This window comes from Agrobacterium sp. 16-172Ci, assembly GCF_053522725.1.
In genome coordinates this window covers 1-13,912 of the sequence record NZ_JBNWBW010000047.1, presented here as the reverse complement: position 1 = coordinate 13,912, position 13,912 = coordinate 1, and the positions used below count along the sequence as shown (strand labels likewise).

At 58.8% G+C, this 13,912-nt stretch carries 13 protein-coding genes, 1 tRNA gene and 1 pseudogene; 8 read left to right on the top strand and 7 right to left on the bottom strand.

Features of this window, described 5'->3' with window-relative positions; translation table 11 throughout:
- Positions 1-546 precede the first annotated feature (546 nt).
- On the top strand, positions 547-795 hold the full coding sequence (locus ACQZ40_RS25230) for a hypothetical protein (protein ID WP_271046527.1): 249 nt from the start codon (positions 547-549) through the stop codon (positions 793-795).
- A gap of 235 nt (positions 796-1,030) precedes the next feature.
- Here ACQZ40_RS25230 and ACQZ40_RS25225 read toward each other — a convergent pair whose 3' ends face one another.
- From ACQZ40_RS25225 to ACQZ40_RS25215, 3 genes are all read right to left on the bottom strand, one after another.
- Complete coding sequence (locus ACQZ40_RS25225) at positions 1,031-1,219, bottom strand: hypothetical protein (protein WP_003524758.1); 189 nt, start codon at positions 1,217-1,219, stop codon at positions 1,031-1,033.
- 279 nt (positions 1,220-1,498) lie between these two features.
- Positions 1,499-1,729, bottom strand: coding sequence for a hypothetical protein (locus ACQZ40_RS25220; protein WP_020810466.1), 231 nt, complete (start codon positions 1,727-1,729; stop codon positions 1,499-1,501).
- 200 nt (positions 1,730-1,929) lie between these two features.
- The gene (locus tag ACQZ40_RS25215; protein ID WP_020810465.1) at positions 1,930-2,181 is read right to left on the bottom strand and encodes a hypothetical protein; all 252 of its coding nucleotides are present in this window, start codon (positions 2,179-2,181) and stop codon (positions 1,930-1,932) included.
- A 78-nt stretch (positions 2,182-2,259) separates the two neighbouring features.
- Between ACQZ40_RS25215 and ACQZ40_RS25210 the strand changes: the two genes are divergently transcribed.
- Complete coding sequence (locus ACQZ40_RS25210; protein WP_271046528.1) at positions 2,260-3,096, top strand: hypothetical protein; 837 nt, start codon at positions 2,260-2,262, stop codon at positions 3,094-3,096.
- A 171-nt stretch (positions 3,097-3,267) separates the two neighbouring features.
- Here the strand turns inward: ACQZ40_RS25210 and ACQZ40_RS25205 are convergent.
- A tRNA-Lys gene (locus ACQZ40_RS25205) sits at positions 3,268-3,343 on the bottom strand.
- Positions 3,344-3,498: 155 nt separating this feature from the next.
- Positions 3,499-3,753: a GlsB/YeaQ/YmgE family stress response membrane protein gene (locus ACQZ40_RS25200; RefSeq protein ID WP_003524764.1), complete on the bottom strand. Its 255-nt coding sequence runs from the start codon at positions 3,751-3,753 to the stop codon at positions 3,499-3,501.
- A 122-nt stretch (positions 3,754-3,875) separates the two neighbouring features.
- Here ACQZ40_RS25200 and ACQZ40_RS25195 point away from each other — a divergent pair, with 122 nt between their 5' ends.
- The 3 genes from ACQZ40_RS25195 (at position 3,876) to ACQZ40_RS25185 (ending at position 10,319) form a co-directional block, all read left to right on the top strand.
- Positions 3,876-6,512 carry a mechanosensitive ion channel domain-containing protein gene (locus tag ACQZ40_RS25195; RefSeq protein WP_448748877.1) on the top strand — a complete coding sequence of 879 codons (2,637 nt, stop codon included), beginning with the start codon at positions 3,876-3,878 and terminating at the stop codon, positions 6,510-6,512.
- Positions 6,513-6,811: 299 nt separating this feature from the next.
- Positions 6,812-9,325 carry a GcvT family protein gene (locus ACQZ40_RS25190; protein ID WP_448748876.1) on the top strand — a complete coding sequence of 838 codons (2,514 nt, stop codon included), beginning with the start codon at positions 6,812-6,814 and terminating at the stop codon, positions 9,323-9,325.
- 160 nt (positions 9,326-9,485) lie between these two features.
- On the top strand, positions 9,486-10,319 hold the full coding sequence (locus ACQZ40_RS25185) for a response regulator (protein WP_065655037.1): 834 nt from the start codon (positions 9,486-9,488) through the stop codon (positions 10,317-10,319).
- A gap of 16 nt (positions 10,320-10,335) precedes the next feature.
- Here ACQZ40_RS25185 and ACQZ40_RS25180 read toward each other — a convergent pair whose 3' ends face one another.
- Positions 10,336-11,892, bottom strand: coding sequence for a phospholipase D family protein (locus ACQZ40_RS25180; RefSeq protein WP_448748875.1), 1,557 nt, complete (start codon positions 11,890-11,892; stop codon positions 10,336-10,338).
- A 159-nt stretch (positions 11,893-12,051) separates the two neighbouring features.
- Here ACQZ40_RS25180 and ACQZ40_RS25175 point away from each other — a divergent pair, with 159 nt between their 5' ends.
- Genes ACQZ40_RS25175 through ACQZ40_RS25165 form a run of 3 tightly spaced genes read left to right on the top strand, consistent with a single transcriptional unit; the run spans position 12,052 to position 13,369 of the window.
- Complete coding sequence (locus tag ACQZ40_RS25175) at positions 12,052-12,366, top strand: ArsR/SmtB family transcription factor (RefSeq protein ID WP_003524773.1); 315 nt, start codon at positions 12,052-12,054, stop codon at positions 12,364-12,366.
- Complete coding sequence (locus ACQZ40_RS25170) at positions 12,363-12,719, top strand: SRPBCC family protein (RefSeq protein ID WP_448748874.1); 357 nt, start codon at positions 12,363-12,365, stop codon at positions 12,717-12,719. Before ACQZ40_RS25175 ends, ACQZ40_RS25170 begins: the two co-directional genes overlap by 4 nt.
- 41 nt (positions 12,720-12,760) lie before the next feature.
- Entirely contained in the window at positions 12,761-13,369 is a 609-nt protein-coding gene (locus tag ACQZ40_RS25165) for an ATP-dependent Clp protease proteolytic subunit (RefSeq protein ID WP_448748873.1), read from the top strand.
- A gap of 9 nt (positions 13,370-13,378) precedes the next feature.
- On the opposite strand, the pseudogene ACQZ40_RS25160 reads toward ACQZ40_RS25165, so the two are convergent.
- Positions 13,379-13,912 (bottom strand): annotated as a pseudogene (locus tag ACQZ40_RS25160) (hypothetical protein); the annotation flags it as partial.

Genomic DNA, 13,912 nt, shown 5'->3' with positions numbered 1-13,912 from the left:
CTTCCATCCGCCACCGCACAAGCGACAATAGCACAGCGCGGCGAAATCAAGTTACAAGGGGGCAAGCTCTCCGCATCTCTGTTCCGTAGCCCCCTCATCCGACCCTTCGGGCCACCTTCTCCCCGGCGGGGAGAAGAAACAACTGGCAGCACCTTGACCTCTCTCGGAGCAAAGAGAGGGCGATGGGGAACAAGACCGGCGCATTTTCGTTATCGCTCATGGAAGGAGGCGTGCCATGCAGCAGAATTCCTCTGAGGGGAGAACGATAAAGGCCGCCAACACGGCGAAGGTTTCGACTTACACGCCAAGCCTCATTTCTCTTAAGGGAAGTTATGTGGCGATGATATTTCGCAGACCGCTTTGCCGAAATCCGCTGGATGTGCGGAAGAAATAAGGGCGACGGCATTTGCCTGTTGTCTGCCACGCACATCGATGACGACCACTGCCGAAATGATCATGAGCTTTAGATGTCTCTAAAGTGTGATTTTCAATCCGGCCCGTCTCCACCTAGACTGGAGATCGCCACCAGAGCGAAGGGAGAATGACATGAAATCAGTTCTCAGTATCGCCGCTGTCTTTGGTTTTTCCGCCAGTGCAGCGCTTGCGGAATGCGCAGGTCATCAACAGATCAACGCTTCCGTTCCTGCCGTAGACCGTGAATTCAAAACCGCAAGCATCGTTCCGCCGACAGATCCGGTGGAAAAGCCAGTCGTCATCCTGAAAAAGACCGACCGCCTTCCGCCAGCGGTTGCGACGACCGGTGAACCAGAAGCCGCAATGCAACGCATGCAATAAACACGCACAACAACCTCTTCATTCTAAAAATCCCGTGCGTGAGTTGATCCGCACGGGATTTTGCTTTCGGGAGGAAAGTGGGGCAGCCTCCGCTTTCACAGCGCCACGCTTGCCGGTTCTTTGCATCGGCGAGTAGAGCATTTCCAGTAAAAGTGCGAAGCGGTTTCACGTCCGGAAATGCGTAAAAACAGAGAGGTAGAGCACGCCCACCGATTCCGTTTAAACCGGGCGTGCCCTAGCTGTCGAGTTTCAGCGACAGCTGTTTCGGACCTTCGTTCTTTTTGAGCACGTAAAGCGGCCGGGTGATGATGACTTCCGTTCGCCGCTGCAGCTCGCGCCGCCGCTCGAGCGCGCGTTCGCGCATATCGCGGGAGCGGGCGACAACGGAAAGGGCATTTTCTATGGCTGCGTCTGCTGTGTTCATCGCTGACCTCCATAATGTTCACTTTATGTTCTCATTATTGGTGGCTTGTGTCAACACTATGGCGGGGTTGGCGGCAGGCGGTTTGGCGCCCGGCGCGGTGAACGCGGCGCGACGGGCTGCGTCCGGGTGCCGTGCGGGATCGACTTTGCCCAGACGTCGGCCTGCACCGCACGAACCTGTTCCGGCAGTGTCTACAGGGACACTCCGGACCTGCTGTGTTGATTTTTGCGATGATGTTTCGATGGCGCCGGCGCTGATCCGCCCGGCTTAAGGAGGGTATCAGGAGAGGGGGCGTTGATCCGGCGCGGGAGCGCCGCCGGCGGACAATAGATCGGTGAGATGCTCGCTGGCGAGCGCGACGATGGCAAGGGCGGCTTGCTGGCGGTTCCAGCCGGCATGTTCGGCTTTTTCGATCAGCCCGTGAATGGAAGGTTCCAGTGCGAACTGGCACTCGGCCTGATAGTCCATGGTGTCGATCGAAAGCGACGGGGAATTGATTGCGGCCCGCATCCTTTGGTCTCCCTGTTTTCCGTCATGTCCACATACGCGAGACGCAAATCGGAACATGCACATTCAGAGGCCGGTGATATCGGGTTGCTCATGAGGCCCGCATATCACTGGCAGCGAATCCCCCAGCAGGCGGACGTTAGCGGCAAGTCTTGATCGCTGTCAACGCGTGCGCGGCGGCGATGACGTCGCCATCTAAGTTTTCAGAGCCTTCCGTTCCGGAAAGGCTTTCGCCGCCAGATCAGCAGCGCCATCACATAAAGCGCAAAAAGCACGAACCATGTGACGGGAAGCACCATGAAAAGCGCCGCATAAGCGCAATTTCCTTCAAAACAGGAGCCGAGAAATCCGGAATCGGCGAGCGCTGCCGATAATAAAAACGCACATATCCCGCTCCCGACCGCGCCGAGAATGAAAAGCAATATGTTGATGAGCAATCTCATGGTCCCGATCATAAGGACGATTGAGACAGCTTTGGGGAAACGGCGTCACGGAGAGATCTATATTCACCGTTTCGGCCGCCTTTAGAAGGAATGAACATCTTTTCGCGCCGCAGCGAGTTGATGAAAACATTAAGTCGAATTTTAAATATGACTCGCGTTTTACGGGAATTATGGTTTTATTACTTCGGGGTTATAAAGGGGGATTTTCAGATGATCAGGGTCGTTTTTATTACGCTTGCATTTTTTCTCTTCGCCATATCGCCCTCCGTTGCTCAGGATTCAGCTCCTGACTGGAAAAGATTTGGTTCCGAATATTTGACCTATAACGGTCAATCCCTGACGTTCGACGCGGCAGACCTGCAGCGCCATCAGAACCGCTTGCGTTGCGTAAAAATGAATAATTACGGATGCGTTATGGGGCGAAGCTGGCAGGGAGCAGTTGGCAACGACAGGGTCGGTCATGCCATCTTCGAGCATCCGAAATGGTCGGTGCGCGCAGTTGTCCGGGATTATTGCTCTAAGAACCGCAGGGGATTGCGATCTGCAATGCAGATTGCCGAGACCTACTCACCATGGTGCGATACGCTGGGCACCGTCGGGGTTCGAAACGGCTGGGGCAGATCATGCACTGGCGGTCCGCAGCCGCCTGCAGGCTTCAACGGTCCTCTCTGCGCAAAACCTGCAAACGGCACTCCGGTGGCCGGCCAGTGCGGGAGCTGCAATTGCCCGGATGGCGTTGCGCGGGGTATGGCGGCCAGCGTGAACGTCGGGGTCAATGACAATCTTGAGCTTTTCGGTGCTGACGGCTCCCCGAATGTCAGCAATCTGGTTGCCGTTCTCGGTAGCAAATTCCGGCGGGAGACCGGTTTTGCGGTCAATGAAGGGTTGATCAAGGAAGGTGTCGAGCTGGCGGGGCAATGCCGCTGAGAGGCTTCTAGCTACGCGTGAACAATGCGCTTTGGAAACACCCACAGAGGCGGCGCAAGCCGCCTTTTTTAACGGGCGGCGTCCAAGGCTCGCAGCTTACCCCGGGCCTCATCGGCCCGTATGGCTGACGCTGGCTGCGTCCGTTAATTTTATGATAAATCAAGGAGTTAATGGTGGGTGATGTAGGGCTCGAACCTACGACCCGCTGATTAAGAGTCAGCTGCTCTACCAACTGAGCTAATCACCCGACCGGCACCGTGTGGCGGTGTGAGGGGGCGTATAAAGGGGAAGTTTGGGCTTGTCCAGCGCGGAAATGAAATTTCTTCGATTTTTGTGACGAAAAAATTTCAGTCGCGCTGGAAAAGTCTGGAAATCCGGGGTTTTACGGATTTTTCCTTTTATTCATCCGCGCCTGAAAGCCCGGCCGATAAGGATGAGGATGCAGGCGCCGATGAAGCCGGCGATGAGATAACCAAGCCAACCCGTCAAAACGATTCCAAATACCGAAAGGATGGCGTTGGCGACGATCGCGCCGACGATTCCAAGAAGGATGTTCATGAAAACACCCATATTGCTTTTCATGAATTGTTCGGCGAGCCACCCGGCGACACCACCGATGATGATGGCTGCGATCCAGCCAATGCCAGCAGATTCCATGATTTCCTCCCATGTTGCTGCATCATCAAAGGTGATGATTCTCGTGGTGAAAAGCAAGGCAAACTCCTGAAAACCTCGCTTTATGCGGGTGGTTTTCCGCGCGGCAGGCGCTAAAAAGCCTGATGCGGCGCAAAGAGACGAAAGGCATGGATGTGCGGTTGATGTTCGGCGGATTGATGGACGGCAGAAGGGTGTTCGACGGCCTGGTGCGGGATCGGCGGCAAAGGGGCGCCATGGCGGTGATAATGGCCATGGTGCTTTTTCTGGCCGGCGGTCTTTTGTCGGCAATGCCGGCGGCGGCGCAGGGGGAAACAACATCGCCCGCCCCGGTGGCTATCCAGGCCTCGACCGTCGAACAGGCGAGGGCGGAGCTGGAGAAATGGAAGGCCGATGTCGCGGCGATCGCCAAACAGGTGGAAGCGGGCGGCAGCGACGATGCGCAGCTTGTGGACCTGAAGGGCCGCGCCGACACCATTGCCGCCGATGCCGCCGCCGCCAACACCAAGCTGCGCACCCGTCTCGACCAGATCAAGACCCGGCTGGATGCGCTCGGTGCGGCGCCTGCGGATGACCAGCCGCCGGAAGCGAGCATGGTGACGGAGGAGCGAAACCGGCTGACGGCGGAACGGGCCGAGGTGAATGCGATTGCCGGCGAGGTGGAGAGCACGGCCACCAATGCCGCGCAGATTTCCAATAACATCACCGCCGTTCGCCGGGCGCTTTTCGCCGCCACGCTGTTCAAGCGCACCGAAGTTTCGGCGCAGACACTGGGCGATGCCTCCTCCGCCTTTCTGACCGAATTGACCAACCTCAACAACGCTTTCAGCAGCTGGGCGAGCTTCGTCTGGAATTACAAGCGCCTGCCGATGTTCGGGGCGGTGACGCTGTCGATCATGGCCGCCCTGCTGTTTCTCGTGGGCGGTTACCGCTTTTTCGGCAGCCGCATGGACCGGCGGGCCTTTACGGGCGAGCCTTCCTATCTGAGACGGCTTTCGGTGGCCTTCTGGTCCACCATGGTGCAGTCGCTGTCACTGTTCCTGTTTCTCGTCACCTCCGCCTTCTTCCTCGATAATTTCAACGTGCTGCGGTCAGATATCGCGCCGATCCTGTTCGGGGCGATGGCGGTCACCGGTTTCGTTTATTTCGTCTCACGGCTGAGCTATGCGATCTTCGCGCCGACGCAGCCGGAATGGCGGCTTCTGAAGGTGTCCAACAAGGGCGCACACACGCTGTCCTCGGCGGTGCTGCTGATGGCGCTCGTCAACGGGCTCGATTACCTGTTCGGCACGATCAGCGAGACGCTTTATTCGCCGTTGATCGTCACCGTTGCCAAAAGCTTCCTCGCCTCGATCATCATCGGCCTCATTCTGCTGACCGTATCGTTCCTGCGGCCGGTGATCGGAGAGGGGCAGGATTACGAGACCGGCAACCAGCGCCTGCCGCGCTGGCTGGTCATCCTGCTGCGGGTGGGCGGTCTCGTTCTCATCGGCGCCTGCCTGACGGGTTATGTCGGGCTTGCACGCTTCCTCGCCACGCAGATCGTCGCCACCGGCGCGGTGCTGGCGACGATGTATATCGGCATTCTCTCGGGCAAGGCGATTTCGCGACAGGGCGCCTTTGCGGAATCGCTTGCCGGCCGTTATCTCGCGCGGCGTTTCGGTCTCGGCGTGGTGGCGCTCGATCAGGCCGGCCTCGCCGCGGGGCTTGGCATCTATGCCGTCGCGCTTGCCTTCGGCGTGCCGCTCATCCTGTTTTCCTGGGGCTTCCAGCCGGGCGATATCGAAAGCTGGGCCTATCGTCTGTTGACCGGTATCACCGTCGGCAATGCTTCGATTTCGCTGATTGGCCTCTTCGGCGGCGTTCTCGTCTTCGCCATCGGTTACATCGTCACCCGCTGGTTCCAGAAGTGGCTGGACAATAACGTCATGGCGCGCGGCCAGGTGGATGCCGGGGTGCGCAACTCGGTCAAGACCGGTATCGGTTATCTCGGTATCGCGGTGGCTGCCATCTTCGGCGTGTCTTCGGCCGGTCTCAACCTCTCCAGCCTGGCGCTGGTGGCGTCGGCCCTTTCGGTCGGTATCGGTTTCGGCCTGCAGAACATCGTCTCCAACTTCGTCTCCGGCCTCATCCTGCTGGTGGAGCGCCCCTTCAAGGTGGGAGACTGGGTGGTGACAGGCACGACGGAAGGCACCGTCAAGCGGCTTTCCGTGCGCGCCACCGAGATCGAAACCTTCCGCGGCCAGTCGATCATCGTGCCGAATTCGGAGTTCATCAATTCCTCGGTCGGCAACTGGACACACCGCAACCGCATCATGCGCGCGGAAATTCCCGTTTCCGTCTCTTACGATTCCGATCCGCAGAAGGTGATGGATATTCTGCTGGAACTGGTGCGCGCCCAGCCGCCGGTGCTGCGCAATCCCGAGCCGCATGTGGAGTTTCTGCGCTTTGGCGATTTTTCGCTGGATTTCGAACTGCGTTTCCACCTTGCCGATCTCTCCAACGGTCTTGGCGTGAAAAACGCGCTCCGTATCGCAATCCTCCAGCGCTTCCGGGAAGAGGGGATCGACATCCCGTTCCCGCAGCGCAACCTCAACATCCACGTGGAAGGCGACGCCAACCCGCAGATGCTGGCGGCGCTGCTTTCGGAGGAGGGCGACAAGGCGGTGGTGGCCCATACGGGGGCGGCAACGGCAGAGAAAGAGGCCTCGAAGAGCGAGAAGCTGACTGAGCCGAAGGAGAAACCCGACGCGAAAGCGTAGATCGCTGTTGCTTGTGGACGTCGAGTTCCGGGCAGCGGGACGAGGGGGCTAGGGTAGACGTATTTAGACAGCTTGCCCCCTTCATCCGACCCTTCGGGCCACCTTCTCCCGACGGGGAGAAGAAACGAGCGGCAAAGCTGTGCTGCATTCATCCGGCGTGCTCCGCAATTTCTTCCCTGTCGCAGCACCCTATGGCCATGTCGCAATCAGGCGGCTGAACAACCCGCAAGCGCTTCATATTCCTCCCATCCAATGTCGGCGGAATAAGGCAAGGCCGGCGCTTTTCAGGGGTTCTGTATATGAAGACACATGCACGGGCGGTGGTGATCGGTGGCGGCGTCGTTGGCGTTTCGACGCTTTATCATCTTGCCAAGAAGGGCTGGAGCGACAGCGTGCTCATCGAGCGCAAGGAGCTGACTTCGGGTTCCACCTGGCATGCGGCCGGGCTTCTGCCGCTGTTCAACATGAGCTATTCGGTTGGCCAGATTCACAAATATTCCGTGAAGTTCTATGAGGAGCTTCAGGAAGAGACCGGCATGAATGTCGGCTTCTCCAAGGTCTCGAATATCCGTCTCGCCCGCACCAAGGATCGCTGGGACGAATATATGTATTATGCCGGCATCGCCGAGACTATCGGTGTGCGCGTCAACATGCTGACGCCGGAGCAGGTGAAGGAAATCTGGCCGCTCTGCGAGACGGACGGCCTGCTCGGCGCCATCCAGCATCCCGATGACGGTTATATTCAGCCTGCCGATCTGACGCAGGCGCTCGCCAAGGGCGCGCGTGATCGCGGGGCGACCATCTATCGCAACACCACCGTCACCGCCATCGAGCAGCTGGAAGACGGTCACTGGAAGGTGACGACCGACAAGGGCGAGATTGTCGCCGAGCATATCATCTCCTGCACGGGCTCCTTTGCCCGCAAGACCGGCGAAATGGTCGGCATCAACATTCCGGTTATTCCGGTCGAGCATCAATATATCGTCACCGAGCCGCACCCGGCCATTCAGGAGCGCCGCCGCCAGGGCCTGCCGGAAATGGGCGTGCTGCGCGAATCCGACTCCGCCTGGTACATGCGCGAGGAAGCGGGCGGCCTGATCCTCGGTCCTTATGAAGTCGGTGCGCCGGTCTGTTATGTCGACGGTCCCTCCGATGACAGCGAATATGAGCTGTTCCAGGAAGAACTCGACCGCCTGATGCCACATATCGAAACCGCCATGGTGCGCGTTCCGGCCTTCGGCGAAGTGGGCATCAAGAAGGTCTATAACGGCGCGATCGCCTATACGCCTGACGGCAACCCGATTGTCGGTCCCGCGCCGGGCCTCAAGAATTTCTGGCTGAACGAAGGCCATTCCTTCGGCATCACCGCTGCTGGTGGCGCTGGCTGGCAGCTGGCGGAATGGATCGTTGATGGCGAGCCGACGCTCGACCTGATGGGTGTCGATCCGCGCCGCTTCGGCCCTTACGCAACGGAAGGTTACCTCATCGCCAAGAACGAGGAAGCCTATGCCAACGTCTTCACCATGCATTACCCGGACGAAGAGCGCTCCGCCGCCCGCCCGCTGAAGACGACACCGGTTTATGATCGTCTGAAGAAGCTCGGCGGCGTCTTCGGCTCCGTCTATGGCTGGGAGCGCGCCAACTGGTATGCGCCGGAAGGTTATGCGCTGCGCGAGGAAGATCTCGGCGTGGGTGCCGATGTCATCACCAGCCACAACCATGCGCCGGCCTTGGATGACGGGCGTATCGTCGAGAAATGGTCGTTCCGCCGCTCGAATTATTTCGAACATGTCGGCAACGAGGTGAAGAATGTCCACCAGAATGTTGGCGTGCTCGATATGTCGGCCTTCGCCAAGATGGAGGTCTCCGGCCCCGGTGCGCGGGCATGGCTGGACAGCATTCTCGCCAATGCGGTGCCGAAGAAGCGTGGCCGTATCGCGCTCACCCATCTTCTGACGCCGAACGGCGGTGTGAAGGCGGAATTCACGGTCTATGAATGGGCGCCGGGCCGCTTCTACATGGTTTCGGCCGGTGGTCTCGAAGCCCATGACCACGACGTACTGTTCCGTCTGGCACCGACCGATGGCTCGGTTGTGCTGCAGCCGATCACCCAGAAATACGGCGTGCTGGTTCTGGCCGGTCCGAAATCGCGTGATCTGCTTAAAAAGCTGACCCGCACCAGCCTTGAGAACAAGGACTTCCCCTGGCTCACCGGCAAGCAGATTTCCGTCGGCGTGGCGACGGCGCATGCGCTGCGCGTCAACTTCGTGGGTGAGCTTGGCTGGGAACTGCATCATCCGATCGAGATGCAGAACTACATCTTCGACCGGCTGATGGAAGCGGGCGCCGAATTCGGCATCAAGCCCTTCGGTATCCGCGCCATGGTGTCGATGTCGCTCGAAAAATCCTACCGCAACATGGGACGCGAGCTTTCGGTCGAATATAACGCCTATGAATCGGGTCTCGACCGCTTCCTGCGCCCGGAGAAGAGCTTCATCGGCCGTGATGCGCTGGTGGCTTACAAGGAGGCCGGCGTAAAGTGGGTGTTCTCGACGCTCACCGTGTCAGGCAATACGGATGTCGATGCGCGCGGTTCGGAGGCAATCGTCGATGAAAGCGGCGCGCTTGCGGGCCGCGTGACGAGCGGCGGTTTCGGCTGGCGTCTCGGCAAATCCATCGCGCTCGCCATGCTCAAACCGGAATATGCGGCCGTGGGCACCAAGCTCAAGATCCGCATTCTCGGTACGTCCTATGATGCCGAAGTGGTGGAAGAAAGCCCGTTCGACACGGACAATGCGCTTCTGCGCGCCTGAGACAAATATCCCTCCCAAACTCGGAATACGGCCCCTCGCGGGCCGTATTTCCGTTTAGGTAAGCATGTGCTCAACTGCTTTTCCGGCAAAAGTGTTATTAATGATTTTGAAAAATGAGCCTGCTATCTTTCCCTGACATACGATGGGGGATCGGGGCAGAATGAATTTTCTAGGCATTACGGGCATGCAATATTCTGGCGTGCCTTTTACCAACAGCCGCATCTTGCTGGCGGAAGATACCAATGTGTTCACCCAGATGGTGAGCATGCGCCTGAAGGAACTGCTGGGCGTTACCGTGGAAGTGTGCCGCAATTTCGAGGAATTGCAGGCCTGTTACGAGCATTCTCCCGAACCGGTGACGCTGGCGATTTCCAACATAAACCTGCCGGGGGCGGAAAAGGGCGAGGCGCTGGAATATCTGATCGATCTTTCGATCCCGACCATCGTTTTCACCAGCACTTTTCATGAGGCGACGCGCGAAACGCTGATCGCCAAGGATGTGGTCGATTATATTCTGAAGGACAATATTTTCGCCGTGGATATGCTGACGGAATCCGTCTGCCGCTTTCTCACCAACCATCGCCATCACGTGCTGATCGTCGATGACAGCCCGACGGCGCGGGCGCTGCTTTCGAGCCGTCTCAAGCGTTATAATTTCCGCGTCAGCCTGGCGGATAGCGGTGCGAAGGCGCTCGATATTCTGAAGGCGAATCCCGATATCGGCCTCGTGGTGACCGATTACAACATGCCCGATATTGACGGTTTCGAACTGACACGGCGCATCCGCACCATGCGCGGGTCGCATGAGCTGCGCATCATCGGGGTGTCTTCCTCCACCAACCGGCTGCTTTCGGCGCGGTTTTTGAAGGCGGGCGGCAATGATTTCATGCTGCGCCCCTTCATCGACGAGGAGTTTTATTGCCGGGTCAACCAGAACCTCGATACGCTGGTTCAGATACAGCTGGCGAAAGCGGGGGTAAGGCCGGCGGCCTGAGCCCAGGCTTTTCCCGCTAAAGCTGCGATTCCAGCGGCAGGAAGCGCATGATACCGGCAACGATGCGGCGGCTGATGGCGGCGTCGGGTTCGCGCAGGTATGTCCTTGTCCGCCCCTGTTCTTCCGTCATCCAGACGATGTGCCTGCCTTTGTTGATTTCCAGCTCGAAGCTCATGGTGCGGCGGATTTCGCCGGCAAATATCTCGTCCATACAGGCAACCAGCGGCGCCGAGTTGAAGACGACGCCCATTTCCGTATTCAGCGAGGCGGAACGCGGATCGAAATTGAGCGAACCGATATAGCCGGTTCTGCCATCGCGGGTGAAGGCCTTGGTGTGCAGGCTCGCCTGTCCCGAGCCTCGCAGGGTGAAGTTCGACTGATCCGCCTGCGCGCGCAGCTCGTGCAGGCGCACCCCGCCGGAGAGAAGCGGTTTTCGATAGCGGGCATAACCGGCGTGCACGGCGGCCACATCTGTCGCGGCCAGCGAATTGGTGAGGATGGCGACCGACACGCCGTTTTCTGCGAGCTGTTGAAATATCCCCACACCCTGTTTGCCGGGAATGAAATAGGGGGAGGTAATGTGCAGGCTGTCGCTTGCCGCCTGCATCAGCGGCAGCAGGCTTTCCATCAGGAAGTTATGACCCTTGCGGCGTTTGCCCGCCGCCTTTTCCGGCGGGTCAGCAAGGATATCCGCCGCCTCGACCCAGTGCAGACGGTCCGACATCAGGAAATGGTCGCGGCCATACTGGCTATCGACGCGCTCCAGATAGGGTTTTGCCGCTTCGCTTTTCGGCAGGGCATCGAGTTCGCGCCGCAGCTTTGCGAGTTTGCTCGGTCTGCGCGCCAATAGCGAACGCACGGGCACGGAAACGGCGCTGTTCCAGTAATCGTCGAAGATTTCCGTAGCGTCGGCGACGATCCTGCCGAAACCGAGAATATCAAAATCGTGGAAATTCGCCCGCTCGGCGGCGTCGAAATAGGCGTCGCCAATGTTGCGCCCGCCGACGATCACGGCCCGGCCATCGGCAATCCAGGCTTTGTTGTGCATGCGCCGGTTGACGCTTCGGAAGCGCAGTACCAGCTCTATGCTTCGATGCAGAATGTTTTCCCGCGCCCGGGTGGGGTTGAACAGGCGCAACTCTATATTCGGATGGCTGTCGATGGCGTGGAAGATACGGTCGGAGATGGAAACACCGAGATCGTCAAGCAGCAGACGCACGCGCACGCCGCGATCGGCGGCGGCGATGACTTCACGCATCATCAGCCGTCCGGTCAGGTCGGCATTCCACATGTAATACATCAGGTCGAGGCTGCGCCCGGCGGCACGCGCCGCCGCCACGCGCACCGCAAAGGCATCGAGGTTGGAATGTAGCAGGCAGAGCGCATTTTTCTCGTTCCAGCCGTTTCTTATCGATTGCCAGTGCCGGTCCAGCGTCGTCGCGTCTTCGGCAAGGGGCAGGGCGGTGGAGGGGCGCTTGGGAATGGCCTTTTCCCGCTGTTTGCCGATGACGACAAACAGGCTCGGTCCAATGACCATAAGAAGAATGATGATGAAGACCGTAAATGCAGTCACTTGTTTTGATCGCTCCCGGCCCGAAGAGTATCAGGCGGGATGAAAACGCGCGAGGGGATAAAGCGTTCACGGCACCTCGTGCCATCAGCGTGAAAAAGACGCGTTTTCCACGCGCCGAAAGGGCTTGTGAATCACATAAGTGTGTGCTTATGTGTTGTCATGACAGAGAACGATATTTTCCGGGCGCTGGCCGATCCGACGCGCCGCGCCATTTTCGAAAAGTTGGCGGATGGCGCCATGAACGCTTCCGCCCTGCGTGAGGGGATCGAGATCAGCCAGCCGGCCATGTCGCAGCATCTTTCAGTGTTGCGCGGGGCAGGGCTGGTGGTCGAGAAGCGGCAGGGCCGTTTCGTCAATTATGAGGTGGATCCGGACGGGCTGACGCGCATTGCGGCCTGGCTCGGCAAATATCGCGCCTACTGGCCGCAGCGCATTGAGGCTCTCAAACTCCTGCTGAAGGATATGGACCAATGAACAGGCAGACATCGGAAGTGCCGAAAAACGGCATCGAGCTTGAATATGATCTGGACGAGCCGCCGCAAAAGGTCTGGCGCGCCATCAGCATTCCGGCATTTCGTGAAAACTGGCTGCCGAAGGAGGCTTTGGCGGAGCCCGATGCGATCGATATCAAGCTCGGTGAGGAGGTTCGCTACCGGCTGCGCGAGGATAATCCGCCATTTCTGGAAAGCACCGTCACCTTCAGGATCGCGGCGAATGCCCATGGCGGCACCAGCCTGCGCATCATTCACGACCTGCCCGCCAATACCGGCCGGATGATAAAGGCCGCCGCAAACCATAACGGTTCGCCGATCAAGCTCGCCGCCTGATCCGGAACGTTCCCCGACATTTCAACGACAGGAGTTCGCCGATGCGCGAAGCGATGCAACTCGTCCCTATGGTAGTCGAACAATCGTCAAGGGGAGAAAGGTCTTTCGATATCTATTCCCGGCTGTTGCGGGAAAGGATCATCTTCCTCAACGGCGAGGTCAACGATACGGTTTCGGCGCTGGTCTGCGCGCAATTGCTGTTTCTGGAGGCGGAAAACCCGAAGAAGCCGATCCATCTCTATATCAATTCGCCGGGCGGTGTGGTGACCAGCGGTCTCGCCATGTACGACACCATGCATTATATCCGCGCACCGGTTCATACGCTCTGCATGGGAACAGCCCGCTCCATGGGATCGTTTCTGCTAATGGCGGGGGAACCGGGCGAGCGGAGCGCCCTTCCCAATGCCAGCATCCACATTCATCAACCGCTGGGCGGTTTCCAGGGGCAGGCGTCGGACATGCTGATCCATGCCGAAGAGATGAAGCAGACCAAGCACCGCATGACGCGGCTTTATTCCGAACATTGCAAACACAGCTATGAAAAATTCGAATCGGCCATGGACCGCGATTTTTTCATGACGGCGGAGCAAGCTCTGGAATGGGGCCTGATCGATCGCATTCTGGGCGTTCGTGAGAATATCGCGGCATAAGCCAGACGGTTATTCGGATTTCCTGCATATATTGGCGCCCACAGGCGGGACCTCCAGACTGCGCCGGTCCAATTGTGCAAGTACCTCGCCGAAACCGAAGCGGGATGTCCAGCCCAGACCCTCTGCGGCGCAAGCGGGCGAATAGATCCGGTCAATCGTTGCCGGCAGCGCCCATTCCCTTTGCGTGAAAGCGTCGGCGAGGGCCGGGGTCCGCTGCCGGAGAACGGAAGCGGCATCCTTGGCGAGGCTGTCGCAGTCATCGGCGGAAAACGGGGTGGTTGCCGATATGATATAGCGCTGGAAATCGTCTCCCGCATTGGTCAGCGCCAGCACATGGGCATCGGCGACATCGCGCATATCGACGCCGCGATGCAGCCACTCGGCCCGGCCTCGTAATTTTCTGAAGCTGCACCATGCCGTGTTTGCTTGGAAAGTGCGGGGAACTGTGACCTGCCACTGAGAATTTCCTCCAGATTGGATTAGAGTCCGGCCCATCGAGGACGGACTTATGAAGAAGCAGAGATTTACGGAAGAGCAGATTAT

Excerpts from the sequence above, each read along its gene's own strand:
- ACQZ40_RS25230 (WP_271046527.1), top strand. The coding sequence starts at position 547 with ATGAAATCAGTTCTCAGTATCGCCGCTGTCTTTGGTTTTTCCGCCAGT.
- ACQZ40_RS25225 (WP_003524758.1), bottom strand. The coding sequence starts at position 1,219 with ATGAACACAGCAGACGCAGCCATAGAAAATGCCCTTTCCGTTGTCGCC.
- ACQZ40_RS25220 (WP_020810466.1), bottom strand. The coding sequence starts at position 1,729 with ATGCGGGCCGCAATCAATTCCCCGTCGCTTTCGATCGACACCATGGAC.
- ACQZ40_RS25215 (WP_020810465.1), bottom strand. The coding sequence starts at position 2,181 with ATGATCGGGACCATGAGATTGCTCATCAACATATTGCTTTTCATTCTC.
- ACQZ40_RS25210 (WP_271046528.1), top strand. The coding sequence starts at position 2,260 with ATGAACATCTTTTCGCGCCGCAGCGAGTTGATGAAAACATTAAGTCGA.
- ACQZ40_RS25200 (WP_003524764.1), bottom strand. The coding sequence starts at position 3,753 with ATGGAATCTGCTGGCATTGGCTGGATCGCAGCCATCATCATCGGTGGT.
- ACQZ40_RS25195 (WP_448748877.1), top strand. The coding sequence starts at position 3,876 with ATGCGGCGCAAAGAGACGAAAGGCATGGATGTGCGGTTGATGTTCGGC.
- ACQZ40_RS25190 (WP_448748876.1), top strand. The coding sequence starts at position 6,812 with ATGAAGACACATGCACGGGCGGTGGTGATCGGTGGCGGCGTCGTTGGC.
- ACQZ40_RS25185 (WP_065655037.1), top strand. The coding sequence starts at position 9,486 with ATGAATTTTCTAGGCATTACGGGCATGCAATATTCTGGCGTGCCTTTT.
- ACQZ40_RS25175 (WP_003524773.1), top strand. The coding sequence starts at position 12,052 with ATGACAGAGAACGATATTTTCCGGGCGCTGGCCGATCCGACGCGCCGC.
- ACQZ40_RS25170 (WP_448748874.1), top strand. The coding sequence starts at position 12,363 with ATGAACAGGCAGACATCGGAAGTGCCGAAAAACGGCATCGAGCTTGAA.
- ACQZ40_RS25165 (WP_448748873.1), top strand. The coding sequence starts at position 12,761 with ATGCGCGAAGCGATGCAACTCGTCCCTATGGTAGTCGAACAATCGTCA.